The organism is Methanothrix harundinacea 6Ac, from assembly GCF_000235565.1.
GTDB classification, from domain to species: Archaea; Halobacteriota; Methanosarcinia; order Methanotrichales; family Methanotrichaceae; genus Methanocrinis; species Methanocrinis harundinaceus.
On the sequence record NC_017527.1, the window covers coordinates 1,764,935 to 1,791,181 of the forward strand.

Below are 26,247 nucleotides of genomic sequence, written 5' to 3' on the forward strand. Positions count from 1 at the left end.
CTCCTGGAAATATCCGCCGAGGTGTCTATCTAGATCTGGTACCTTATCCATGGCTGGGATTGTTCGTACGATGGGCGGGGAGTCGGTGGCGATCGATCCAGGGTGGTGGTTCGGCGGGAGGGGATGAGGTGGTCCGACGATCCGCCTTGTGAGACCGCCCCCCTCCATCACGAAAAACTGTTAATATCTTGGTCTCAAGAGATATTCGAGCAGATGAGAGCCGAAGCCGAGCATAAAGGCTGGGCTCCTCATCTCTCGGGGGTTTGACTCTGATGAAAAAAAGTTCGGCTCATCTTCTCGCTCTCGTGGCGTTCCTTTTATCGCTGACGGTTTTCACGGCCGCCGGAGCGCCTGCATCCTTCGATAAGACCACCTCGGAGCTGGCCGTCGCCGTGCCGTCGAGGACCGCCGACGCCAGAGCCGTAATCTACCCGTGCGCCTTCGAGGGGAGGGTCACGGACGAGGAGACCGGTGACCCGATCCCGGGCGTCGCCGTCACCTTTCTCCGAGGCGACGATCGGCGCTCCTGGACGGCGACCACCGGCAGCTCCGGGAGCTTTCGGGTGGCGGTCCCGGAGGGGAGCTACTCGTACATAACGGCCCACAGGGACTACATCATGGAGTCGAGCAGCCCCGAGCTCGTCAGCGTCCGCGCCCCCTACACTAAAAGAGTCCGTGGGGCGGGCGGGATCGTCCGGGAGATCACCGTCACCAGCGAGAGCATGAGGGTGATCGACGTCGGGATGGAGCCCCGGCCCCGGTACGTCCTCCTCGTCACGACCAGCCTCTTGAGGGATACGGCAGCCCTCGAAGACGCCGTGGACGGGTACATCGAGACGGTCGACCGGACCGACGGGCTTGATGCAAGGTACATCGTCCTCGACTCTTCGCAATGCTTGAGGGATTACGGCGCCCGCGTGGCCGATCCTACAGACTGGCACGAGATCAGGGATGCCCTGGAGACGATATCTGAGGAGACGGGGCCCGCCTACATAATCCTCCTGGGAGGAGAGGCGGTCGTCCCGAGGCCCCTCACCGTCACCATCGACGGCAGAATCTGGTACCTCCCCACCGACGCCTGGTACGTCGACTTCGACGAAGACGGGGTCGTAGACGAGGGGTTCGTCGTCAGCAGGCTTGCCGACCTCTCGACGGAGTCCTCGGGGATCGTCGCGGCCCTCGAGACCGCCATCGACCTCCATGAATCCGGCGGGTATGGGCTGAGACCGGAGGTCTGGTTCAGCACCAGATGCTGGCTATCCCCGCCGATCGGCCTCGGCGACGCCTGCGATGAGGGCGACGCCTCCTGCGGCCCCTGCCGGGCGACGCCCCCCTACGGGGTCTGCGACGGCTGTAGCATGAGAGAAGAGACCTTCGACCTGATATCGAACAGCGACTACGTCGTCTTCATGGGCCACGGAAGCCCCGACTCCTTCTCCACCAACGATCGCGTCCCGATATTCAGGGTAGAGAACGTCGAGGACGCGGATCTCGCAACAAACCACCCGGTGATAACCGGCTACGTCTCCTGCAACACCGGCCTTCTCTACCGGGATCGTCAGAGCTTCGGAACGGAGTTTCTGCGGGCCGGAGCGGCGGCCTTCGTCGCGAGGAACACAGAGCAAGGGACTCCCAGCCACTTCGCCGCCCTCTTTCCGGATTACATATCCGGGACCGGCCCCCAGGGAACCTACAGGATCGGAGACGCCCTCTTCGAGCTGATGCGGGAATCGGTCTTGAGGGCGGGCGATTCGGAGAAGCCGGCCGCAGCCCAGCTCTCCATCTACGGCGACCCCACCCTCAAGAGAAACCCGCGAGAGATGCTTCGCTTTTCAAGGCCGGCCATGAAGGCGATAATGTGAGGCTGGACCTTTTAAAGGCGGACTTCATTTGAAGGGCAGAGGCCTTCTTTCGCCCCCCTCACATGAAGTCCGCAAGCCCCGTCTGCTTCGACTTGTCGTTGTGGAAGAGGGAGTCGATGTCCATCTTGATCAGCTCGAGCCTCTGCTTGGTGTAGTCGTCGACCCCGAACTCCTCGGCGACCTTCATCGAGACCTCCAGGTACTTTCTGACGCTCCCCTCGTGGACGGTGAGGATGACCCGCCCGCCGCACTTGGGGCAGACGTCGGATAAGAGCGGCCTTCGGAACTTCGCCCCGCACTTGACGCACCGGACCTTCTGGCGGGAGAAGGCCCGGAGGTTTCCGATGAGGTCGGGGAGGAAGTGGGAGTTGATCACCCTCGTCGCCACGTCCCTCTCGTCGACGGCCCGGATCGACCTCGCCAGGGCGAGCTGGGCGTCCATCTTATCAATCATCGTCTCCAGGGTCTTGTAGGCGCTGTTCTTCGGCCCCGCGGCGATGTCGTAGGTGTCGTGGGTAAACTTGAATCCCCTATACTGGGCCTCTGTCCCCAGCCTCTTCGAGACGAGGTCGATGAGCCCCTCCACCTCCTTCGGCGACGCTCCCGTCAACGTCGCCCGGTAGAACTCCAGGGGGTACCTGGAGGGGAGGTCGAGGTTGTGGGCCTCCCCGTCCACCTCCGAGGGGTCGAGCCTGGTGGTCATGACGAGGGGCGCGTCCATTTTGCCGCCCCTCTTCTCCGGGAGGTACGACATCGAGAAGTTGAGGAGGGCGTCCATGAGGAGCATGACGCAGTCCTCGTCCCCGTCGCAGTTCCTCCTCTTGGCGGCGTGGAAGAAGGGGTGGCCGTACCCCGCCGAGGCCGTTGTGTAGCCTATGAGACGGCAGAGGACGCCGGCGGAGGTGTGGGGGGCGAGCCCCACCAGCAGGCATCCGATCAGGTCGTCGGGGGCCCTGGCGTTGTAGAACCTCTCAAGGCCGTAGAACTTCTCCAGCTCCTCGTCGACGAAGGCCGCCACCTTCAGGAGGTACTCGCCGGCGTCGAAGGATAGGATGACGTCCTGGACGAGGAGCTCCAGGACCTGCTCTTCGTCCCTCAGGGGCTCGCCATAGATGTCTTCAGCGTATCCGAGCTCCCGGAGGCGGGAGACGTCGGCGTGGACCTCCCGGGGGCGGAAGTGGGTGAGGGGGAGGTCGGTGAGGTCGTACCTGACCGTCCCGTCCTTGAAGATGTAGACCCCGTGCTTGGCCCGGAGGACCCCCTTCTCCAGGCTCTCGGGGGTCTTGTCCCGGCTGGTGAGGCCTAAAACCCCCCTCACCAGCTCCGGCTCCCTCTCGTGGAGGTGCGCTAGAGCCCGGTGGTAGAGCTCTTTGACGTCGAGCCTCATCTCATCGGCGGCGGTCGTAGGCCTTCCACACCTGGGGCACTTCTCCTTCCCTGGCTGGTGGCAGACGGGGCAGCTCCTCTTCGGGAGGGTGTGGGCGCCGCATCGGCAGAGGAACTCGTGGGTCTCGGCGCCGCACTGGGGGCAGCCCCTCTTTCCTATGGAGGTCTCGATGATCCCGACCTTGCCGTTTCCGACGTGGTTTTTGGCGCACTCCCCCACCGACCGGCTCTTTCCTCCGGCATCGCCGGTGGGAAAGAGGACGTGGGGGGGAGGCCTCATCTCCCTCTTGTCGGACTTCTCGGGCCTCCCCATCCTCGAGCCGACCCTGGTGGGGGCCCTCGCCATCACCCTGATCCCGGCGACCTGGTTCACCAGGTCGAGGGAGGTCCGAGGTGCCGGTTCTCCCCCCACGATCGCGTCTCCGTCGGCGCCCTCATCCTGGATCTCTGAAACCGGCTCTCCGGGAAGCTCCCGGAGCCTCAGCCCCTCGGCCTCGACCCCGAGGCAGAGGAGGAGGGGGGCAGGGTCGGGGACGATCAACCTTTCTTCCCTCACCCTGTGGAGGACCAGGAGGGTCTCCAGCTCCTCCTTCACCGCCAGCGGCAAGGAGAGGGCTCCGTCCCCCATCTCCCCGGCGGAGGAGACGGCCTCCCTCAGCCGGAGGTACCCTTCGGGGGAGAGGTCGTGCCATAGGTGGGTGTGGGCCGGGTGGAGGGGGACCCTCCACCGGCTCGAGATCTCTATCGCCTCCTCGCCGGAAGGCGCCTCGAGGCCGGCAGGGTCGCCCCCCGCCTCGGCGAGCTCCGCCGCCCACCACTCGAAGCAGTAGGATCCGGGGGCGAGGGTCCTGTTGTTCTCGAGAAAGTCGCCGAAGCTGATCAGGACCTCCCCGACGTCGACGATCTTAGCCACTTCGCCCCGGAGGAGGACCGCCTCCTCGGCGGAGTCGACCCGGACGAGGTCGCCATTTTTGAGCCTCACCGTCGGCCCCTCGATGCTGGAGACCGGGGAGACGGCCGCCGCCTTCCCCGGGAGCTCCACCTTCACCTGGGTCCCGGCGGCGAGGAAATCCTGGAGGAGGATCATAGTCGCAGGGCTGAAGCCGGCGGCTGCAAGGCCGGTATTCCGGCTCCTTCCGTACCTCAGCCGAAACCCCCCGGGGCGGTGGGGGTGGCTGAAGACCGGCCTTCCGGCGATGATGTCCCGGAGGAACTTCTCGCTGGTGCCGCCACCATCCTTCTTTCCGCCGCTGGCGAGCTCGTCGAGCCAGTCCCAGCCCTCGATTGCGAGCTTCGTCACGTGCTTCTTCAGCTTCGGCCTCTTGAGGGCGATCCCCTCGGCGGAGACGAGGGCGACGCCGCCCCGGATCCGGTTCGTCTCGATCCTCTCCAGGTCCCGGAACCCCGAGACCTCCTCCTCCTCCGTCGGCTCCCCCTCGATGCAGATCGGACAGTTACGAACCAGGGTCCTGATCTCGTCGTCGGATGGAGCGTACTGGAGGCCTGCGACCCGCCGGTAGAGGCCGATCTCCTCGACGTACCTCTCCACCTCATCGGGCCTCGGCTTGTACCGGTCGATCCCCACCTCCCGCCGGACGCAGTCGGCGACGAGGACGGAGAGGGCCTGGGCCGTCCCCCCGGCGGACCTGATCGGCCCCGCGTAGTAGACCTTGAGGTACTCGGTCCCGTCGTCGTTCTTCCCCAGGTCCACCTTGGCGATCCCCTCGATGGGGGCTGCCACCACCCCCTCAGTGAGGAGGGCGACGGAGGTTCTGATGGCGCCGTCGATCGCCTCGATCTTCGACGAGAAGCTCCCGATCCTTCCTGCGGCGAAGTCGGAGCCTATGGCGAGGGCCGCCTCCTCCCGGCTCATCCCCTCCGCCTCCAGCTCCCGGACCCTGGCGGCGATCCCCTCGATCCCGATCAGCTTCTCGACCCTCTCCGCCAGGTCGACGGCAGTCGGCACCTCCACCCAGAGGCTGGGATCTTTGCCCTGGCGTCGGGCTCTGCCGGCGACCTCCATACCGGAAGCGAGCCCCGCCTCCAGCACCTCGAAGTACTCGGTGGAGTTCAATCGCCGCTCCTCCAGAGGAACAGATCGGTGTTGGGGTCGTGGACCCTCACCGGCGGCGTCCCCAAAAGCTCCTGGAGGTGGACCTCGGCGGCGAAGACCATCCCGCGGGTGAGGTGGCCGCCCATGACGTCTCCTTTCGAGTCCGCCAGGGTGGCGTGGGCGTGGAGGAAGGGCCGCCCGTCCCGGATGGAGATATTTCCGAGGAGGCCTGCTATCTCCATGGGGCGTTCGATCTCGATCGTCCTGTACTCGTGGGCCTCCTGGTCGTAGAAACCCAGGGTCGCTTCCGTCAGAGCCCCGATGGCGGCTACCGTCCCGCACCTCACCTCCAGCCTCTCGGCCAGGTCTATTATGGAGGCGACTATCTCCGATCCGTGATCCGGGCTCCAGAGGAGGTGCCTTCCCGGCGATAGCGAAAAGACTGAAGACAAGACCGACCCCACCTATAGTCCCAGGGGTTCTCGCCTCAAAAAGGATGCGGTGCGAGGCCGGTCATGCCAGCCCGTCCAGATAATCCCCCATCTTCCCGTGCCCCCTCCTCCGGGCGAGCCTCTTCACCTCCCGCATCACCCCAGACCCGTACTGCATCGCCTTCTTCTCCCTATATGCGACCTCGCCTGGCAGGTGGCGGGCCGCCACCTCCCGCAGGGGCCGTTTCCGGACGCCTTCTCTGACCTTCTCCTCGGGGGGGATCGCCATGGCAGCCCTGACGACCCGGACGTCCAGGTAGGGGAGGGAGAAGCGCACGCCGAAGAGGCCGGCCACCGCCTGGTCCCGGACCAGCTGGAGGGGAAGGCCGGAGAAGTCCCGCTCCAGATCCGCGGCGAGGGTCGTCGTCTCCAGGTACCGGGCGTAGCCGCCGAAGAGCTCGTCGGCACCCTGCCCCGCCAGAATCCTTTCGTGGCCGCGGAGAGAGGCCCATTCCGCCACAAAGTAGAGGGTGGCGGCGATGGAGGCGTCGACGGGGTTGGGGCTGGGAATGACGGGGAGAACGGCGGCCAGGGCCTCCTCGATCCTTCCGGGGTCGATCAATGCCTCCTCCAGCTGTAGATCGAGGGCGTCAGAGACCTGCCTCGCCCTCTTCAGGTCGGAAGAACCCTCGACCCCCACAACGACGCATTCTCTTCCGGCCAAGGCCGCGACGAGGGCCGAGTCGACGCCGCCGGAGAGGGCGACGACCCCCTCGTCTTTTCGCAGAACGACGGCGGTCTCGATCGCCCTGGGGAGGTCCGCAGCCGGCGGCTGCGGATCGACAACTCCGACGACTCGGCCGTCGCAGACGATCTTCCCGGGGGGACAGTCCCCGGGGACGATCCCGAAATGGTCCCGGGCCTTCCCCCCATCCCAGGAGAGGAAGAACTCGCCTCCGAACTCGGATAAGGTGGCTGGGCTCTCTTCGAGGATCTTCTCCACCTCCAGCACCGTGAGCCGCCTCCCATCAACCTCGACCCAGCCATGCAGATTCAAGTTGGAGACCATGGAGCAGCCTCTATCCCCGGGCCGTTTATAAGATTGCGGTCTCGGGATAGACCTGGTGAACGGCGTTGATCTCCATACCGAAGAATCTCCGATAGACCTCCTCATAGACGGCCCGCGGGTCGATATCGGTGAAGAGGTCGGGGTGGAACCACTTGGCGTAGTAGAGGATCATCACGACCTCGGATAGGCCGCTGGCCATGTTTATGTCGGCGACGTAGACCCTTCCGGTCTCGACGGCATCGATACGGTCGAAGGCCGGGAGGCTCATGATCTCCGCCCTCTTATCCGCCATCTCCTGGAGGGTCGGGGTCGGCCCGGCGTACTGGGAGGTGGGGATCGAGTAGACTATTACCTCCGGGTCTCTCTCTAACACCCACTCCATATCGACGTGAGGCACCTTCCCCGGCAGATCCTCCGCGATGTTCTCCCCTCCGGCCTCGACGATCCTCTCGTGCCCCGCCGACTCGAAGCCGGCGGTCCAGTCGAAGTGGCCCATGGACATGAAGTAGATCCGGGGCCTCTCCTCCTCCGGGATCCCGGCGGTCCTGGCAGAGACGAGGTCGCTGTAGCCCCTGGCCCAGCCGATCATCTCCCTCGCCTCCTCCTCCCTCCCCAGGATCAGGCCAAGGTCGGCGATCATGGGGATGAGGGTGTCGATCTGAAGCCCCCGATACCTGAGGACGGGGACCCCGTACCCCTTCAGCCGCTCCTCATCCTCTGCCGAGAAGAGCCCCCCGGTCTTCGCTATCACCAGGTCGGGGCCGATCTCCATGACCCTCTCCAGGTCCACCTCCCGGCCGGACTCTCCCACCTTCTCCATCGCCATCAGGCCAGGAGGGCTGATGCAGTCCTCCGATACCGCAGCCAGCCGATCTGCCTCGCCGAGGGCGTATATCACCTCCGCCGCCGCCGGGGTGAGAGAGATGATCTTCTTGGGGATCGCGGGAAGGGTCACCTCCCTCCCCTCCTCATCGGTGACGGTGAGGGTCTGGCCTGAGGCGTCATGGGATAGGGCCGGCGCCGATAGGAGCGCCAGGGTTAGCAGGATCATCGCGGTTCTGAGCATATCGGTCCACCTTTGTCGGTTATATTGATTTAATTAAAGCTGACTTGTCTAAATTGGTTAAATATCTTTTGGATAAATCAAGTTAGTTTGTTTTAATCCGGTCGAACGCCGGAGGACCTCGTTGGCGTTGGGAAAACGTTGGGGGGGCGGATGGAGGGCCGCCCCGAATGATCCGGGCTATATCGAGAGCCTGTAGGTGTAGCCCGAGAGGAAAGTCCCCCGCTCCGAGTAGGTCCGGCCTCCGGCGGATATCTGCAGGACCTGGTAACGGTCCCCCGGGACGTTCAGGCTGAAGGTCCCGTCTAAGGGATCGCCGCCCTGGCCGTCGCCGCCGACGTAAGTGCCGTCGACGAAGACGCTGTAGCCCTTGAGCCAGGTGGAGCTGAAGATCACCCTGGCGTATCCTGGAGACGGCCACGGCCCTGGGCCGGGGGCCGGCCCCGGCGACGGAGGCCAGCCTCCTCTGGCGACGTCAACGATGACGACGTTGCTCGGCTGGCCGGCGGCGACGAAGAGGAGGACGTGCCTTCCGACGGCGTCGGCGTGGAAGACGAGCCTATTATGTCCCGGATAGAGGGTTCGGGAGCTGGATAAGACCGTCCCGTCGGGGCGGATCTCGTAGAAGTCGGCCCTTCCCCCGCCAGAGGAGGCGAGGAGGTAGAGGTAAGATCCCAGGGGAGCGACGACCCGCTGGGTCCAGGTGGAGGCCCCCAAAATCCAGAGGGTGTTAGCACCCCCGCCGGCGGACTGGTAGGCGGAATAGGACGTGGACCTGCCGCCGAAGGCGACGGAGGAGGGCTCCCGGCCGACGAGGCTGTACCTCTCCACCTCGCCGGAGGCTGCCGGAGGCTCCATCGCGAAGAACTCGGCGAAGGAAGAGGCGTCCTCGGAGCTGTATATGGAAGAGCCTGATGGGGGGTCGATGGAGGATGCCATCGGCATTCCCAGGGCGAGGGTCAGGAGGAGGAGGGCTTTCAGGCCAAAGGCTTTCAAGGTGAACACCTATGGGATGTATATCTTCCCGATGGTACAAAAATTTTTTTCTCGGATTTCCGGACCAACCCCACCCCTTTCGGCCCTGCTCCTCCTCTGCAAAGTTTGATCAAGGGTGGGAGCCCCAGATACTTTCGGGGTGATGCGGACGGGCTCCGGAAAGCCTCCTGTACCGCCGAACAACGGCACCTCCATCCATCGGCTCCGTCGGGCGCTAGGGGCGGGCCGTCAAGGCCGCCAGAATCGGATCGATGGTGGTGATGGAGGCGTGCGGCCTCTCGGTCTTGATGCAGATCCCTTCAATGGACGGAGGATATCCCTTGATCGTTACCGAGCATATCGATTTTCAGACCCGGGGAAACGGCGAGATGGCCGACCTGACCGGAAAGGTCGCCGCCATCGTCGAGAGGACGGGGCTCTCTGCGGGGGTGGTCGTCGTCTTCGCCTCCGGCGCCACCGGGGCGGTCACCACCATCGAGTACGAGCCGGGGCTCGTGGAGGATATGAAGGGCGCCCTGGAGAGGATAGCCCCGGAGGGGGGGGAGTACGCCCACAACCAGAGGTGGGGGGACGGAAACGGCCACTCCCACATCCGGGCCTCGGTGATCGGCCCAAGCCTCGCCGTCCCCTTCGCCGGCGGGAAGCTTCTCCTCGGGACCTGGCAGCAGATAGTCTTCCTCGATCTGGACAACAGGCCTCGATACCGGAGGGTCGTCGTCCAGATCATCGGCGAGGGATAGGCGGGGAGAAGGGCGGCCGTATCTCACCCACCGAAGGCCAAAAGGGCCAGAAGGATGGAGAGCCTGACGAGGATGCTCATTCCCGTGGAGAAGAGGACGATCCCGACCCCCAGCCGCGGACCGAAGAGCCCGACGTAGCGGGGGAGGAGGCTTCTTGCGGCGAAGAGGGGGAGCATGAACATGCTCCCCAGCATCAGGACGATCATCGCCTGGACCGGGGTGATCCCGTTGCTATGAATCATCGGCCCCAGGAGGGATATCCCGACGATGGGGCTTGCGACGTAGGTCGTCAGCGGCACGATGCTCTCCGGAGGGATCCCGAAGATCTCTGCCAGGGGGAGGACGCTGAAGGCCTCGAAGGCCCCCCGGTCCCTCAGGGCGAAGACCGCGGCCGTCATGGTGAGGTAGATCGCGGCGATCTTGAGAAAGAGCCTCCTCTCTCGCCGGAAGGACCTCGCCACCGCCTCCCGGAGGGAGACCTTCTCCTGCCGGATGGGCTCGGGGACCCGGCAGCTCCTCTCGACGAGGAGGATCCTGGAGAGGATCACCACCGCCGATATCTTGACGAGGGCGGTGACGATGAAGACGAAAGCGTAGAATCCCCCCACCAGAAGCCCCAGGGCCGGAAGGACGATGGGTATCTGATAGGTGAAGAGCTCCCGGAAGTAGACGGGGATGCTGTTCATGATGGCGCAGAGGATCACCTCCCTCTCGTTGAGGCACCCCTCGTCCCGGAACCTCGCCACCATCCCGTTGGCTGCCACCGCCGACCCCAGGGAGACGACGAAGGCCGAGGCGCAGGCGTCGGGGAGCCTGGTGAAGGAGAAGAGGGGGCTTGCGATCCTGGATATGCCCTGGAGCAGCCCCATCTCCGTCAGGACTCCGGCTCCGAAGAGGCCTATCCCTATCATCGCGAGGATGGGGGATGCGAAATCGAGGGTCCTGAGGAGGAGATCGATCATCGTACGAAGGTCTCTTCCTGCCGATAGATCAACCTATTCCAGGTCTGCGGCCCTGGGTGAGGCCGGATCCCCGGGGCCTCTCCTCGGGATAGCCGGAATCCTCCGCCCCGGAGGACGCGTCCGCCTCCCGTACTTTCTCAATATATGAAAACTTACTTATATCTTGAAACCTCAAATAAATGAGGATACGTCGGGGAGGTCCGGGACGGTCCTTCGCCGGTTTATCGATAGGGAGGTTTTATAGATGAGGCTTTTGCATCTGGAGCGGCTCGGGGCGCGTTCGAGGGGTACATCGCCGGAGGTCTTCGACTTCGGCGTCCTCCTCCCCTGGGTCTATTCCAAAGATGGAAACCGGCTCATTGTCAAGATAATTCACGAGAGAGACCAGTTCATCCAGGATGTACAGCCGATGGAGTTTGAGATGGATCAGTCGGAGGACCCCGATTACGGCGCCCTCTGGTCGACGGAGGTGGAGATCGATCCGGACTCTCCGGAGAGCCATCCGGGCTCCCACTGGGGAGACGACGGGAGGTACGTCTACAGGTACCAGCTGAAGTCCCCCCACCTCGAAGAGCCGATAGACTGGATCATCGACCCCTTCGCCCGGGAGTTTGGGGTCGGAAAGCTCTCGGCGATCACCAAGGGGTACGATAGGGACTATAGGTACGAATGGAGCGATGAGGAGGAGGCTTGGAGGACGCCGCCCCTGGAGGAGCTGATCGTCTACGAGCTGATGATCAGCGAGTTCGGGGGCTCGGTGAGGGAAGCCACCGAGAGGCTCGACTATCTCCAGGATCTGGGGATAAACTGCATCGAGGTGATGCCGGTCTCCAACGTCTCCAACACCGTCGACTGGGGCTTTCTTCCCATCGGCTACTTCGGGGTCGACGAGCGGTTCGGCAAAAGGTGCGATATGCAGAGGTTCGTCGACGCCGCCCATCAGAGGGGGATCGCCGTCATCCTGGACGTCGTCTACGGCCACACCAGCGACCAGTTCCCCTACTGCTACCTCTACGACAGGCTTCATTACTCCGAGAACCCCTTCATGGGCCCCTTCGCGAAGGACTACTTCGGCCGGAGCACCGACTTCAACCGCTTGATGACTCAGGACTTCTTCTTCACCGTCAACCACCACTGGCTAGAGGTATACCACGTCGACGGGTTTCGGTACGACTGCGTCCCCAACTACTGGGACGGCCCCGCTGGGAGGGGATACGCCTCCCTCGTCTACGAGACCTACAACCTGGTCAAGGCTAAGGCCGGGGTTTGGCGGAGGTTCTTCGACGGCGGCTCCATAAACCTGATCCAGTGCGCCGAGCAGCTGGAGGGGCCGAGGGATGTTCTCCGGGAGACCTACAGCAACTGCACCTGGCAGAACGAGACCCTGGACGCGGCGAAGAAGGTGGCCCGGGGGGAAGGCGGATGGCTGACCGCCCTCGGCTTCTGCCTCGGCCTCATGGGATACCCCGCCGAGGCGGAGGCGAACGGCGAGAACATCAGAAAGACCGCCCTCCAGTACCTGGAGAACCACGACCATCCCCGCCTCGTCTGCAGCTTCGGCAACCTACCCGGGGGGATCGACGAAAACCTCAGGCTCCTGAAGGAGAGGAACCGGGATCTGTGCGGGGCGATCGGATCGGACCTGATGGCCCTGAAGGACGGGGACCGGAGTCTCTGGTACAAGGTCCAGCCCTACCTGATCGGGATCTTCGCCGCCAAGGGGATACCGATGATCTGGCAGGGGCAGGAGTTCGGGGAGAACTACTTCATACCGGAGAGGGGGATGGGGCGGGTCTTGGTATACAGGCCGGTCCGTTGGGACTACTTCTACGATCCCGTGGGGAAGAGGATCGTCTCCCTCGTCCGGAGGCTGATCAAGATGCGGCGCTCCCCCCAGTTCCAGAGGGGCGGTCACCACTTCTTAAACGATCCGGACCGATACCAGTCCAGGGGGGTTCTCCTATTCTCCCGGGATGACGGAAAGCGCTACAGCCTCGTCGCCCTAAACTTCACCGATCGGGATCAGGAGGTCGAGTTCCAGTTCCCCCTCAGCGGAGATTATCGGGAGGAGCTCCACGCCAAGGACGACCTGAAGGATGTCGCTGCCGGGGTCTGGACCCGTCTATCGATCCCCAGCAACTACGGTCGGGTCTGGACCCTCGTGAGATGATGGAGGTCGGAAGATGGCGGCCGGGATATGGCGGGCCCCACCCGGGGAGTCTTTCTTCGGGGATGGCGAGGGCGGGAAGAAGGCCCGTCGGATCCCTGCCGGATATCTCAGGGGATTAAATCATCGGCTGAGTGGGCCTTCTCATCTCGGAGCTGCCCCGGTCTTGAGGGGTTCGACGGGGGTGGCCCCCGGATAGAGAGGCATCATTTTAGCAATATTTATATGCTATACAGGAGAAAGGTGAATCTAAAATCGAGGGGAGTAATACGAAATGATGTGGGGTGACTCATGATGAGGTATCTTCCTTTATGCAGAACCGCGGTGATGGTGCTGGTTTTGGCTCTGGTCGCCACCTCGACCACCTCGGCCAGCGAGGATATGGAGTACGGTACTAAGGTCAAGTGGAACGACGTGGACGAGGCGGGAGCTCTCAGCCCCTTCTATACGGGCCCTGAGTTCGCCTTCTGGGACGAGGGGATCATCGGCGTCTTCGACACCGAAGACGTAGTCTACATAAACATCAACCCCAGCGACGATGTGGTAAGCGAAAATGACGTTCGCCTTACGCCCTTTGGGGATCTTCCTGCTGGGTCTCAGGTGGCGAAGGCCGACAACGACATAGGAAAGCAGCTGACCAAGTTCGGGACCGCCACCACCCCCAGGGCTGAGCTTCGGTTCCTCGATGTAGGGGGCGATCTCGCCTACAACCTGGAGGATCCCATCTACCTGAACGTGGTGCCGGGGCAGATCAACGCGAACGACGTCCGGATCACCAGCTATAAGGGCTTTCCTGCAGGGAGCAGGGTCAACGACGCCGATCCTGACAACGGCCTCAAGACATCGACCCTCCCGGGGATGCTCAGCTTCTTCAACAAGAACGGGAACATCAACAACGGAGGATACGCCATCTACGATAGAGGGGATGTGGTCTACATGGACACCCAGTATCCCTTCTACATGGTGACGATAAACGACGTCAGAATGTCCACCTGAAGCTCCTCCGGGCCCTCGCCTCACCCTTTTTCGAGGTGAGGAGGTCGAGGAGGCTCGATCCTGGAGAGGTCGACTCCTCTCATCCCTCCGGCATCTCGCCTCCTCCGCTCGTCCTTCTCGCCGTCCTTTGGGGCTTGGGGGGCTGGTGTCTATTTAAGGGGTGGATAGGAGAATATTTCTCATCATCAAAACCCAAAAAAGTACTTATAAGATTACGATAAAATGTATTCCGTTCCTTGAAATATGAAGGGGGGGTAACTGATGGGATTTATGAAAGTCTGTCTGCTGACTATGCTGGTTCTTGCCCTTAGCTTCAGCAGCTCTTTGGGACAGTTTGGCTCTAAGGTGCTGACGGGGGACGCCGACGTTGGGCGCCTCCTCGAGGATCTGCCGGCACCCCTGAACCCGAAATTCGGCTACTGGGACACCGGAATAAACCCCGGGATCTACGACGACGGCGACACCATATATCTTGACATGTGGGGAAATAACATCATCGACGCCAATGACATAAGGCTCACCGACTACGGATCGTACCGCGCAGGGACGAAGGTGACCTCCGCAGATAACGACATAAACAAGCCGCTCCTCAATCTGCCGGGGCAGCAGGCGGGCATCTATTATGCAGACCACTACGGGAGCCAGGGTTATGACCTCGCCGATCCGGTATACCTCCTGGTGACGAACTCCATCCTGCCGGGGGCCAAGACCGCCACCAACGACGTCAGGCTGGTTCGGGTCGGAGGTCTGGCGCCTGGTACGAAGATCCTGGACATCCATCCTGATAACGATTGGCCGGTGATTCCCATGATCGTTCCCCTCTCCTCCGGGGGGCCCATAGCCACCCTGAGGTTCTACAACGCCAACGGGAACGTGGACGGCGTCGGAAATCCGATCTACGACTACAGCGACGACCTTTACATAGACATATCCCTGCCGAGCATCGCCTTTGCCGGGCCAGGAGGTTATCCCTTCGGGTTTGTGGTTCCCAATAACGTCCGTCTGACCGGGTGACTTGGCGGATCATCTAATCCATATTTGAGGAGGGAAGAATGAAGAGGTTAATTGCTGCCTGCATCTCTGCGGGCTTGGTCGTGACCCTCGGCCTCGTCGGGATGGCCTATGGTCAGTTCGGATACAGGGTGACGAACTCCAGCCCCGAGGTCGGAGACATCGTGGAGGACTTCGCCGACAACCTTCCGTCGCCTGAGCCCTTCGTTCAGACCCCGGTCCAGATGGGGTACTGGGATACGGGATCCAGCTCCATGACCTTCGACGAGGGAGATGTCCTCTATCTCCACATCGGTGGAGTCGTGGTGATGGGTACTGATGTATCAGCGAACGACATCAGGCTCACAGATTCCGCCTTCGGATCTGCGGGATCCAAGGTGAAGGCGGGGGATGGAGACCTGGAGAAGGATCTGACGCCTTTTCCCCGGGGGCTTCCGAGGATCGTCTTCGTCGATGAGGTCCTGGGGGTTGTAGGCCAGTTCGACATCACCGACTCCGTTTATATAAAGACCGCATCTCCAGCCTGGATTCTCGGGTCAGGGGACGTCAGGCTCAGCTCCGTTCACGGCCTCTCCGCCTCCCTGGTGAAGGAAGGGGATTCGGATTATGGCCTGGAATGCTCCGTCCTCCACCAGGGTCCCAGCTTCGACGTATGGTACCCCGGGGCCAGAGGGAAGCTGAGGTTCTTCAACGAAAACGGGAACGTCTTCATAGATCCGGGCGCCCCCTTGAAGACCCTGCCGAGCCCGCCGATCTACGATGAGCCCGACGTCGTATACTTCGACCTCTCAAACCCCTCAGCCCAGCCGCGGAGCTTCGGCTACATCACGCCCAACGCCATCCGCATCAGCCTATAGAGCGCCTCCGGCGCTCTATCATCTTTTTGGATCGGCTCAGCCGTCCTTTAGACCAACTCCCATCTCAATGGGGGATGGCAGGCCAGGGGTCCTCCTCCAACGCAATTTTTCAGCCCATCGGCTCCCAACCTGGAAAACTTCGGCAGACAGAGTTATATTTTATGAGAACCACTGGAGATGAAGAGGTCTCCTCTCCGTCTCGATGGGGGATTCTATCCGGAATCCTCGGAAGAGTAGGCTGCGGAGGGGCTGGGAGGCGAGGTGGGGAGGTAGGCAGATTTGGGATACGATGGCTTGAAGCTGACGAGGCTCGTTTTCTTCCTCCTCCTTTTCCCTCTCCTCGCCTCGGCGTCGGCGCAGTTTGAGTTCGGATCGATGGAGCGTCCCGGAAGCCTCGAAAGGACCCTGATGGTGGAGGACTTCACCTCTGCACCGGGGAAGACGTGGCTTTCGGTGGCGCTGATGTATCTGGACGTCGGGGGCGTCCGGGGCCTTTATGACAGCAGCGACCCCCTCTACCTCCACTTCGGCGAGGGGGCCGTCAGCCTCGCAGACCTCAGGCTCACGAACTCCACCTTCGGCCTGGTGGGGTCAAGGGTGGCTCCTGCCGACGGAGACCTCGGCCTCAGCCTCTCGTCCTTCAGCTCCCCCTACCCCAGGCTGGTCTACGGGGACTTCGGGGAGTTGGTGGGCGTCTACGACAGTAACGACACCGTCTACGCTAAGGTGGGGTCGCCGATTTCTGAGGTCTCGGTCGGCGACGTCAGGCTCACCTGGAGAGACGACCTGCCACCAGGCACGGCCGTCAATACCTCCGATCCCGACCGGGGGGCCCTGGTCGTCCTCCTCCATCCCGGTCCCGACTTAGCCATCTGGTCCCCCCTCGCCCGCGGCCAGGTCAGGTTCTACAACAAGAACGGAAACGTCCTGGAGGACGATCTCAGCCTCCCCATCTACGACGCCGAGGACGCGGTCTACTTCGACGTCTCGTTTCCCTCTGCGCCGCCGCGGCTCTTCGGGTACGTGAGGGTAGCGCCGTGCACCGGGGTGATCGGGGATTTCGTCTGGTGGGATCTAAACGAGAATGGCATCCAGGACGATGGAGAGCCGGGAATTCCTGGCGTGGAGGTCATCCTCTTCGATGATGGCGGAAGACAGAGGGGCATATCGACGACGGACGGAAGGGGTTACTACTACTTCGGAGGGCTATGTTCGGGGCATTACCACGTATGGGTGAAGATGTCGACCCTCCCAGAACTGGGGGAAGGGGCTCGGTGGTGGCCGACGGAGCCGAACGTGGGCGGCGACGATTCCATAGATAGCGACGGCGTTCTTGTGGAAGAGGTTGATCCGCTTGGTAGGAGGATAATCCCGGGAAGCTATTATGGGCAGCGTTCTCAGGCTCAAGCATGAATCGAAGAATATTTGACGATAAAGCAAAGATTAATAAAACAAGAAGTTTACGTGAAAATTTAAATCTTGATGTTAGGGTACGAGGAGGATGTGGGGATGAAGTGCGTGTATCTGTTGGTAACTGTGGCCGTGCTCTGCCTCAGCGCAGAGACTGCATTCGCACAGCAATCTGCTGACTTTGTTAGGGCCCCTGCTATCGTGGATGGCGCAGATAACTTCACAATTGACTTTGGATTTTATCCGATTGTAACGTTCTCGATAGGGGATTGGGTTTGGGAGGATTTGAATAAAGATGGAATTCAGCAAGTCGGCGAGGAGCCAGGAATTCCGGGAGTTAGAGTTGAACTTTGGCAAGATGGCACTATGAAAAAAAGCGTCATTTCAGAAAGTTTCCCGAATGCGGGCAGATACATATTTTCGGGACTGACCAATGGTACTTATGAAGTTAGGATACCGATGGATCAGCCAGCTTTGGAAAATATGACGTGCACGACTCCCAACGCTGGGAATGACGATATAGACAGCGATGGGATACCAACGCCATAGTTACGAATCCAGTCATGAGAATGCCCTTCGCGAAGGCCGGTGGGTTTGGGCTTGCGCTCAACCCACCTTCAGTCTTATCTAGTAAAAGACGGTCCTTGACTCTAGGTCCTAAGGTGGCCAGATTGATCTCCCATTTTGTGGGGCTGAATTCAAATGAGCATTAGATGGGTATCTGGATCGGTGGCGATCTTCTGGCTGATCGCCCTTACTGCCTCTTCTCAGCCCTATGGCTCATTCGACTCAGGTCTGGCTCACAATATCTCAGCTAATGTGACGATCAACGGCTCGGACAACGATAGGACCGACTTCGGCTTTTACATCCCCAAGGGGACAATAGGAGGGGTTGTATGGAACGACACTCCGAAGGATCCCATCATTAAGGAGGGGAATGGGATTCTTGAAGATGGTGAAGAGGGCCTGAAGGGGATCAACGTTTCCCTTCTCAAGGAAGGAACAGGCGAAAACCTCGTGGTCATCCCCTCCAACGATACGGGCGGATACATATTCGAAGTGCCCTACGGCAGATATAGAGTGGCTGTTGGAGAGGGTCAATATACCGGAGAAGAGCTTCAAGGAAAACCTTGTATAAAATTTATGGATTTCTGGTGGCATCCAACAACGGATTATGCTCAGATTGTAGTCATCGACATAAGTAATCCGGAGAACGCGACTATAAACTTCGGGCTGCAACTTATTGAGTAAGAATAGAGTGGATTATATGAAATTCGTATATCTTATTATCTTGATCACGATCGTCTTATACGGCTCAGCCATCCTCTCAGGATCGGCTCTGGTCGAGCCCTACTTGAGAGTAGACCACGAAGTAACAACTCCAATCTGCGTTCAGGGTTCAGAAGGCGCTCCAGATTATGCCAGGCGGAGTACCGTAACCATTACTTTGGAGGGCCTTGGCGACCCTACGCCAGTGGAAGTGGTATTTGCTATTGACTATTCTAACACCATGAAAATTAGCGATCCGAAGAACGCGCGACTGGTAGCTACCAAGGAGTTCATAAAAAATCTCAATAAAAGCAGTGATAGAGCTGGGCTGGTCTATTGGAATAATAGCATTATCGAGTCAAGGGTTGTGAATTTAACCAGTGAGTTTGATGAAATAATCGCCAAACTTGATAAGGATATCTCTGGAAGAGGGGTCTCGCCGGAGGGGTTTACCGATTTTAATAGAGCCCTCAACGCTTCGATCGATATGTTCAGCAATAAAAGTAAAAATACAAAAAAATGCATCATTTTCTTATCTGATGGTGAACCTAAGCCCCAATGGATCCCCTCGATCTACACCCCTCCCGACGGAGAGAGCTCCCCCGTAAATCGTGCAAAAGATGCGGGCATTCAGATATGGACCGAGTATTCCTATTTACCATTGCCCATTCTTTAATTATCTCGGATCCGTCTCTTATTTTAGCTCGTTCTCCGCTCTTAATCGATTCTCGATCCTTTTCCTCGTTTTTCGTCGATAGCTACCGCTATTTTGAGACGATTTCAGCATTTTTAAGTGTACATAGCTGGTATAAGTCGAAAGCAAAGGCAGTGAATACCATTTTAACGTGAACTCTCGGGATCGTCGTTACCATTACATGCGCGCTTCGGAACACTCTTTTAATAACAGCAAACTGACGTTCGCCCGGAAATCTCAGTTTGCTAATCAAGCGGTTTCGCAGCTTATCGAGATCGCTTAGAGGATGACCCGCTGCTGCACGTTTCATTGTGAAGTCGTTTCCCTTAGCCTTCACACCGAAATATCCTTTGTCCCTGAGGACCACCTCTCCTTCAACCGATAGATCAACCCGACTATCGTGCACCGAAGCAGTTGTCGATTCGATGCTCCTTATCAGGCCGTAATCGATATCGACTTTAGAATGAAGTTTATAACCAAAATGGAGTTCCTCACCCTTCTTAGCCCAAGTTCCATCCCTGCTCCGACGAGTCCTAGCGGTCTCTCTTCTTGGTTTCTTTGAACCTCCTGGGTCGGCCTCTATAAACGTTGCATCCTGAATGGTTCCTCTTTTTACCTGAAGCCCTTTAAAATCGAGCTGTCTCTGGAGCTCTTCCCAAACGGACTCATCCTTTCCCGTCTGGGCCATCCGCTCGCGAAAAAGCCATATCGTCCTGGAATCGGGTATAGAATCAGGAAATCCTAAGAATTTCATAAAAGATATTCGATCCGAAATCTGCTTTTCAGTCTCGAGGTCGCTCAACCCGTACCACTGCTGGAGCAAAAGCACCTTGAGCATCAGGATAACATCAAAGTTCGGCCTTCCGCCTCGTTCGGTTTTATTATGATACATCTCTTCAAGAATTGGTCGAAATGGTTCCCACTCGATCAAGTTCGTTATCTTTGAAAGCCTATCGCCCAGCTTCTCTACGTTCTTGTAAGCTTCTCGAAGGCCCCAGGCAGTAAAAGAACTCATACACTATTCATGTATATATTAGTATATAATGTTTTCCATAGACATGCTAGGTTTTTAGGAATCCTCGACCGTGGGTTTTTATAAAGATCCATCGTCCATAGATAACGCCGATGAAGCTAGACTTAAAGAAATGGCAAAGACGACGGGTGGTAATTATACTTCATCATATAATTTAACAGTTCAGGCCGCTTTCAGAGAAATATACGACCAAATCCGGGGTCTTGCTGGGAAAAATATAATAGTTGAATATCATGCCCCAAAAGTGCTGAACTACTCGATCCCACATAATCGGACAGAGGGCGATAACAAGGTCTTCGTCTGGAAGCCTGAGGATATTTACATCGGGAAAAGTTGGACAAGAAGCTTTAAGGTGGAATCCGAGAATACCGGACAATTTTACCTGGGGAACTCTCCTGGCTCATTGGTGAGCTATGATACTTATGATGAAAAACCTGAAGATCTTACCATCGAGGATAGGCTACTTGAGGTGGAAGAGTGCCCTAACGGATGCTGTTACAATATTATGAATATTTTAAATTTCAGCATTTCCAATCTTACCTACATGGAGGGAGGAAGTTTCAACTTCGGATCCGGATCTCCTTGCTACTACTGCATCCCTCCTCCTGGAACCGTCGGCGGTACCTCCGAGAAGGTCTTATACGTCTTCCTGAACGTCACCTGCCCCGAGTGCTCCACATGGAAGACCGAGGATGGATCGAAGATAAATAATATAAATATAAACCAGATCTCCACCATAGGTACCATCCCATACTGGAACGGCACCGACGAGCCGACGGGCGTCATCAACCTCACCGTCTCGAGGCCCGAGGCGGCGATCGACGCCGTCCTCGCCTTCGACGTCTCCGGGAGCATGAGACTCGTCTACGAGGCGATGCGCGAGGAGGACCGGGCCGCCTTCGCGGAGGCGAGCTTCAGCAACGTCTCCATCATCGGCTGGGACGAGGACGGCGCCGAGGGCGCGGGCGAGGATCTGCTGATGGTCCCGCCGCGACCCCTGAGGGAGGGCCGCGGGGAGCTCCTCGCAGCCCTGGCAAGCTTATCCGGACTCTGCGAGGAGACCGACCAGACGGTCTACGCCGCAGGCCTCCAGGGAGTCCGAGATCTCGATGATGACTTCGGCGACCACCTCGGCGGAGATGGCAAGATCATCCTCTTCATCACCGGCCCCGACGAGTTCCGGCCCGGCGAGAACCTCAGCGATCTGGCAATCGAGCTTAAGCGGAGGGGTTACGCGATATACCCCATCGGCGCCGCGATCGACGAGATCGAGTCGCCCCTCAAGTACGACAACCTGAGCAGGATGGCGGAGATGACCGGCGGCCGGTTCTATCCGATCGAGGGCCTCAATTCCGAGGTCCTCGGGGAAGCCCTCCGGGATGCGGCGTCCCACGCCTCGGGGAGGGTCGCCCCCAGGGAGATAGTCGTCACCCAGACCCTTCCATCCCACCTGGTGGTGAGGGAGACGGTTCCTGCCGGAGCGGATGTAGATGTGGCGAAGAACCCCGACGGGACCTCGACCCTCACCTGGGCCGTGAGGGGCGTGAGGCCGGGGGACTCGAGGAGCCTGATGATCCTCACCGGCATCTATGGGGAGCTTTCCTCGGAAGGCATCGGCGCCATCGTCTGGCCTGGTGGGATCAATATAACAGCTTTTGGGGATGGGACCGCCGGGGTGAACGTCATCAACATGAGGACTGAAGACGGCGACGTGAAGATAGGAGGGATATCATGAGTCTCAGGCATATCCTGGCGGTTGGGATCGCCTTATTCTTCGTCATGCTAGTCGCTCCCAGCGTGACGGGGTCATCCGAAGGTTCGAGCGGTCAGGCGGTTATTCTGGTAATAGATAACTCAGCTAGCATGGGAAAATCGGACGAAAATTGTATTCGTAATTATACAATTAGATTCTTCTTAGAGAAGATAGTCAATTTAGATTGCAATAACGATGAGTTCGCTCTTCGGATAAAGGATACATTTATTGGAAATAAGAGCCATCCAATTAATCCCGTTTTTAGTAAAGATTGTAAAAATATAGTAGAAGTTTTGGGCGGCCTGAATCGTACAATATGCTCTTCTTCAGAGGCAATAAATCACGATAAAATCTTAAAAAATGCAGTAAATGACTTCAGCAAAGCATCCAACAATAAAAATTATGTAATATATTATTTCTCGGACGGAATAGAATATTCAAACCGTTCACGTTTTCTTTCATCAACTCTTCATCTTGCGAAGGAGAAAGGTGTCATCATCAACACAATAGGATTTGGCAATGATACCGAAGGTCTTAAGTTGCTAAAATATATATCTGAATTTACAGGAGGGACATTTTATCCTATAGAATCGATCCTCTCCATCGACATCGAGAAGTCGACGGACGATGACGACGCGGACTTTCCACCCGGTCCCGAGATCATCGTTGGCGATAACGTCACCTGGACCTACGTCGTGGCCAACCGTGGTAACGTTAACTTGACCTCTGTCCACGTCGTCGACGACATCATCGGTCTTATCGCTGGTCCGATCACTCTCGGAGCCGGTGAGAACCAGACGTTCAACATAACGGGAACTGCAGTTTTGGGCCAGTACCAGAATAACGCCACCGTAAACGGCACCTACAACGGTACCGAGGTCATGGATACCGATCCGAGCCATTACTTTGGGATGATCCTCTCCATCGACATCGAGAAGTCGACGAACGGTGAAGATGCAGATTCAGCTCCAGGACCTATCCTAAACCTGAGCGATAACGTCACCTGGACCTACGTCGTGAACAACACAGGGAACGTGAACCTGACTGACGTCTACGTCGTCGACGACATCATCGGTCTTATCGCTGGTCCGATCACTCTCGGAGCCGGTGAGAACCAGACGTTCAACATAACTGGAACTGCAGTTTTGGGCCGGTACCAGAATAACGCCACCGCAAACGGCACCTACAACGGTACCGAGGTCATGGATACCGATCCGAGCCATTACTTTGGGATGATCCTCTCCATCGACATCGAGAAGTCGACGAACGGTGAAGATGCAGATTCAGCTCCAGGACCTATCCTAAACCTGAGCGATAACGTCACCTGGACCTACGTCGTGAACAACACAGGGAACGTGAACCTGACTGACGTCTACGTCGTCGACGACATCATCGGTCTTATCGCTGGTCCGATCACTCTCGGAGCCGGTGAGAACCAGACGTTCAACAGAACGGGAACTGCAGTTTTGGGCCGGTACCAGAATAACGCCACCGCAAACGGCACCTACAACGGTACCGAGGTCATGGATACCGATCCGAGCCATTACTTTGGGATGATCCTCTCCATCGACATCGAGAAGTCGACGAACGGTGAAGATGCAGATTCAGCTCCAGGACCTATCCTAAACCTGAGCGATAACGTCACCTGGACCTACGTCGTGAACAACACAGGGAACGTGAACCTGACTGACGTCTACGTCGTCGACGACATCATCGGTCTTATCGTTGGTCCGATCACTCTCGGAGCCGGTGAGAACCAGACGTTCAACAGAACTGGAACTGCAGTTTTGGGCCAGTACCAGAACAACGTTATATCGAACGGTACCTACAACGGTACCGAAGTCAACGATACCGATCTGAGTCACTACTTGGGTATTATCCGAACCAATGCCACCGTCGTCTTCGCCCTCGACACCTCGGGCAGCATGAAAAAGTACTACCATCTGGCTCCAAACGAGAGCGCCGAGATCGTCTCGGGATGGTCCGCCTTCGAGAACTCCACCGTCTCAATCGTGAGCTGGGACCATGCTAGCGAGCTCCTCTTCGGGCCTGCCCCCCTGAAAGGGAACGAAGACCGGCTTGCTGAGATCCTAGACAACCTGTCCGAGATGTGCATCGAGACGGATCTCACATACTATGACCAGGGGCTCAACGGCTCCCTCGCGGAGCTTCGCGATCCTGCCTCCGTGCCCCCCAACTCCTCTAAGATAATCGTCTTCCTGACGGGGTACAGCGAGTTCGAGGCGGGGGAGAAGCTGGACGAGTACATATCCGAGGCGAACGAATTGGGATGCAAGGTATTCACAATAGGCATCGGTATCAACGAGAGCTTCGAAGCTTCCAAAAATCAGCACCTTAACCTCACCAAGATCTCAGAGGGGACCGGCGGCATTTTCTCCCCAGTCGCAGCTTTTAGCTCCGGAGATCTCAACCCCATAATGGAAATTATCTCCCGAGAGCTTGAAGGCGATCTCATGTATGCAGAGTCAGAGCCTCAGTAGAGGATCTTTATTCTCTTTCGCCCTTCTCATATTTCGATCGATTCAAATACCACCGGCCCCCACCAGATGAGCGATGCGACTTTTGGGCGCCGATGAGGCGGGGAAGGGGCCGGTGATCGGCTCGATGTTCGTCGCTGGAGTGGTCATCGACGAGGACCGGCTCTTCGACCTGGCGGCCCTGGGGGTGAAGGACTCAAAGCTCCTCGCCCCCGCCAGGAGGGAGGCCCTAGCCATCAGGATAGAGAAGATCGCCCTCGACAGATACGTCCTGGAGGTGAGGCCCGAGGTGATCGACGAGCTCCGGAAGATCATGAGCATGAACGAGATCATGGTCAGAAGCTTCTCAAAGGTCCTGGAGAACCTCTCGGCGGATAGGGCGATCCTCGACGCCGCCGACGTGAAGGCGGAGCGGTTCGCCCGGAGGGTGAAGGAGGTGAGCAAGACCTCCATGGAGGTCGTCGCCGAGCACCGGGCCGATCGAAACCACCCGGTCGTCGCCGCCGCCTCGATCCTGGCCAAGGTGAGGAGGGACCTGTCGGTCCGGGAGATCGAGAAGGCCGTCGGACGAGAGATCGGTAGCGGTTATCCATCAGATCCCGCCACCATCCGCTTCCTCGAATCCTGGGTGGGGGAGCACGGCGACCTTCCTCCCGTCGCGAGGCAGAGCTGGAAGACCGCAGAACGGATAAAAGCTAGATTTATATAGACTCCCCGTGGTGTTTAGGACGAGGGATAAAACTTGGAAATCGAGGACACGCTGCTGATGATCCCGGGGCCTGTTAAGGTCCCCCAGAGGGTGCTCCGGGCCATGGCGAAGCCGATGATCAGCCACCGAAGCGCCGACTTCGAGAAGATCTACGAGGACTGCAGGTCGAGGCTGAAGGACCTCTTCGATACGGAGAACGAAGTCGTGGTCCTGAGCGGCAGCGGAACCGCCGGCATGGAGGCGGCCGTCGGCGGCATCATCGGCGAAGGGGAGAAGGTCGTCACCGTCACCAACGGAAAGTTCGGCGAGAGGTTCACGGAGCTCGGCGACCGTTACGGGTCCATAGTTCCCCTCGACTTCCCCTGGGGAACCCCCTTCGACCTGGCGAGGATAGAGGCGGCCCTGGAGGATGGCGCCAAGGCGATCACCATGGTCCACAACGAGACCTCCGTCGGGATCGTCAACCCCGCTAGGGAGGTAGGGAAGCTCGCGAGAAAGTACGACGCCGTATTCATCGTCGACGGCATCTCCTCCGTTGGGGGTAACGAGTTTCTCACCGACGAATGGGGGATCGACATCGCCATCACCGGATCTCAGAAGTGTCTCGCCGTGCCGCCGGGTCTCGCTATGGTGGCCGTCAGCAAGAGGGCGATGGACCTCTTGGAGGAGGGGAAGGGCGGCTATTATACCGACCTCAAGGCCCACCTGAAGAAGGCCAGCAAGAACCAGACCCCCTACACCCCAGCCGTCTCCTTATTCTTCGCCCTCCAGGAGGCGCTGAAGATGGCCGCAGAGGAGGGCTTCCCCGAGAGGCGGGCCCGGATGGCTGCCCTCGCCGGGGGGGTGAGAGCGGCAGCATCAGCCCTCGATATCCAGCTCTTCCCCCAGGTGAACGAGCACACCACCTACTCCAACACCGTCACCGCCATGAAGATGCCCTCCGGCATAAGCGACAGCCAGCTTCGCGGAGGGATGCGAAAGCGCGGCGTCGTCGTCTCCGGCGGCCAGGAGGGGCTGAAGGGGAAGATATTCAGGATAGGGACGATGGGGGCCTGCACCGAGGCCGACGTCCTCAGGACGATTCAGACCCTGGAGCTGGTCCTGGAGAAGGAGGGCGTGATATCCAGCCTCGGGGCTGGGGTCGAGGCGGCGAGCAAAGCCATCGAGGCTTGAATCTCCCTCTAAAATTTTTCATCTCCGTCGCCGCCAGTTCATCCGTTAACATTTAATAGAGACATATCTTTTATAGCCCCAGGCGCAGATTGTGAAATATAGTCGGATAAATCGG

Annotated in this window: 21 protein-coding genes; 14 read left to right on the forward strand and 7 right to left on the reverse strand. The window is 59.1% G+C overall.

What is annotated here, in order from left to right; translation table 11 throughout:
• Positions 1–272 precede the first annotated feature (272 nt).
• The gene (locus MHAR_RS08380) at positions 273–1,862 is read left to right on the forward strand and encodes a C25 family cysteine peptidase (protein ID WP_014587184.1); all 1,590 of its coding nucleotides are present in this window, start codon (positions 273–275) and stop codon (positions 1,860–1,862) included.
• Positions 1,863–1,920: 58 nt separating this feature from the next.
• On the opposite strand, the gene MHAR_RS08385 is transcribed toward MHAR_RS08380, so the two are convergent.
• The 5 genes from MHAR_RS08385 to MHAR_RS08405 form a co-directional block, all read right to left on the reverse strand.
• The gene (locus MHAR_RS08385) at positions 1,921–5,322 is read right to left on the reverse strand and encodes a DNA polymerase II large subunit (RefSeq protein WP_014587185.1); all 3,402 of its coding nucleotides are present in this window, start codon (positions 5,320–5,322) and stop codon (positions 1,921–1,923) included.
• Positions 5,319–5,753, reverse strand: coding sequence for a PPC domain-containing DNA-binding protein (locus MHAR_RS08390; protein WP_014587186.1), 435 nt, complete (start codon positions 5,751–5,753; stop codon positions 5,319–5,321). Before MHAR_RS08390 ends, MHAR_RS08385 begins: the two co-directional genes overlap by 4 nt.
• A gap of 61 nt (positions 5,754–5,814) precedes the next feature.
• Positions 5,815–6,801: an asparagine synthase C-terminal domain-containing protein gene (locus MHAR_RS08395; protein ID WP_014587187.1), complete on the reverse strand. Its 987-nt coding sequence runs from the start codon at positions 6,799–6,801 to the stop codon at positions 5,815–5,817.
• A 25-nt stretch (positions 6,802–6,826) separates the two neighbouring features.
• A complete protein-coding gene (locus tag MHAR_RS08400) occupies positions 6,827–7,867 on the reverse strand; it encodes an ABC transporter substrate-binding protein (protein WP_014587188.1) in 1,041 nt (346 codons plus the stop codon).
• Between the two features lie 177 nt (positions 7,868–8,044).
• Entirely contained in the window at positions 8,045–8,869 is an 825-nt protein-coding gene (locus tag MHAR_RS08405) for a hypothetical protein (RefSeq protein WP_014587189.1), read from the reverse strand.
• Positions 8,870–9,162: 293 nt separating this feature from the next.
• Between MHAR_RS08405 and MHAR_RS08410 the strand changes: the two genes are divergently transcribed.
• The gene (locus MHAR_RS08410; protein ID WP_048144947.1) at positions 9,163–9,600 is read left to right on the forward strand and encodes a secondary thiamine-phosphate synthase enzyme YjbQ; all 438 of its coding nucleotides are present in this window, start codon (positions 9,163–9,165) and stop codon (positions 9,598–9,600) included.
• A 23-nt stretch (positions 9,601–9,623) separates the two neighbouring features.
• Here the strand turns inward: MHAR_RS08410 and MHAR_RS08415 are convergent, their stop codons facing one another.
• Positions 9,624–10,562: a nucleoside recognition protein gene (locus tag MHAR_RS08415; protein WP_014587191.1), complete on the reverse strand. Its 939-nt coding sequence runs from the start codon at positions 10,560–10,562 to the stop codon at positions 9,624–9,626.
• Positions 10,563–10,806: 244 nt separating this feature from the next.
• Here MHAR_RS08415 and MHAR_RS08420 point away from each other — a divergent pair, with 244 nt between their 5' ends.
• From MHAR_RS08420 to MHAR_RS08455, 8 genes are all read left to right on the forward strand, one after another.
• A complete protein-coding gene (locus MHAR_RS08420; protein ID WP_014587192.1) occupies positions 10,807–12,732 on the forward strand; it encodes an alpha-amylase family glycosyl hydrolase in 1,926 nt (641 codons plus the stop codon).
• A 288-nt stretch (positions 12,733–13,020) separates the two neighbouring features.
• Entirely contained in the window at positions 13,021–13,725 is a 705-nt protein-coding gene (locus MHAR_RS08425) for a hypothetical protein (protein WP_014587193.1), read from the forward strand.
• Positions 13,726–13,995: 270 nt separating this feature from the next.
• A complete protein-coding gene (locus tag MHAR_RS08430; protein WP_187287800.1) occupies positions 13,996–14,739 on the forward strand; it encodes a hypothetical protein in 744 nt (247 codons plus the stop codon).
• 38 nt (positions 14,740–14,777) lie between these two features.
• Positions 14,778–15,593 carry a hypothetical protein gene (locus tag MHAR_RS08435; protein ID WP_014587195.1) on the forward strand — a complete coding sequence of 272 codons (816 nt, stop codon included), beginning with the start codon at positions 14,778–14,780 and terminating at the stop codon, positions 15,591–15,593.
• Positions 15,594–15,872: 279 nt separating this feature from the next.
• On the forward strand, positions 15,873–17,006 hold the full coding sequence (locus tag MHAR_RS08440) for an SdrD B-like domain-containing protein (RefSeq protein ID WP_014587196.1): 1,134 nt from the start codon (positions 15,873–15,875) through the stop codon (positions 17,004–17,006).
• Between the two features lie 69 nt (positions 17,007–17,075).
• Positions 17,076–17,552 (forward strand): SdrD B-like domain-containing protein, encoded by a 477-nt coding sequence (locus tag MHAR_RS08445; protein WP_048144540.1) that lies wholly within the window; start codon positions 17,076–17,078, stop codon positions 17,550–17,552.
• 153 nt (positions 17,553–17,705) lie between these two features.
• Positions 17,706–18,254: an SdrD B-like domain-containing protein gene (locus tag MHAR_RS08450; protein WP_081472307.1), complete on the forward strand. Its 549-nt coding sequence runs from the start codon at positions 17,706–17,708 to the stop codon at positions 18,252–18,254.
• A 40-nt stretch (positions 18,255–18,294) separates the two neighbouring features.
• Complete coding sequence (locus MHAR_RS08455) at positions 18,295–18,948, forward strand: vWA domain-containing protein (protein WP_187287801.1); 654 nt, start codon at positions 18,295–18,297, stop codon at positions 18,946–18,948.
• Between the two features lie 88 nt (positions 18,949–19,036).
• On the opposite strand, the gene MHAR_RS08460 is transcribed toward MHAR_RS08455, so the two are convergent.
• On the reverse strand, positions 19,037–19,981 hold the full coding sequence (locus MHAR_RS08460; RefSeq protein WP_014586696.1) for an IS5 family transposase: 945 nt from the start codon (positions 19,979–19,981) through the stop codon (positions 19,037–19,039).
• Between the two features lie 562 nt (positions 19,982–20,543).
• Between MHAR_RS08460 and MHAR_RS08465 the strand changes: the two genes are divergently transcribed.
• The 4 genes from MHAR_RS08465 to MHAR_RS08480 all read left to right on the forward strand — a co-directional run bounded on the left by MHAR_RS08465 (position 20,544) and on the right by MHAR_RS08480 (position 26,132).
• Positions 20,544–21,734 carry a vWA domain-containing protein gene (locus tag MHAR_RS08465; RefSeq protein WP_048144543.1) on the forward strand — a complete coding sequence of 397 codons (1,191 nt, stop codon included), beginning with the start codon at positions 20,544–20,546 and terminating at the stop codon, positions 21,732–21,734.
• A gap of 557 nt (positions 21,735–22,291) precedes the next feature.
• The gene (locus MHAR_RS08470; protein ID WP_048144544.1) at positions 22,292–24,253 is read left to right on the forward strand and encodes a vWA domain-containing protein; all 1,962 of its coding nucleotides are present in this window, start codon (positions 22,292–22,294) and stop codon (positions 24,251–24,253) included.
• Positions 24,254–24,326: 73 nt separating this feature from the next.
• Positions 24,327–24,959 (forward strand): ribonuclease HII, encoded by a 633-nt coding sequence (gene rnhB / locus MHAR_RS08475; RefSeq protein WP_048144545.1) that lies wholly within the window; start codon positions 24,327–24,329, stop codon positions 24,957–24,959.
• A 33-nt stretch (positions 24,960–24,992) separates the two neighbouring features.
• A complete protein-coding gene (locus tag MHAR_RS08480; RefSeq protein WP_048144546.1) occupies positions 24,993–26,132 on the forward strand; it encodes a pyridoxal-phosphate-dependent aminotransferase family protein in 1,140 nt (379 codons plus the stop codon).
• Positions 26,133–26,247: the final 115 nt, after the last annotated feature.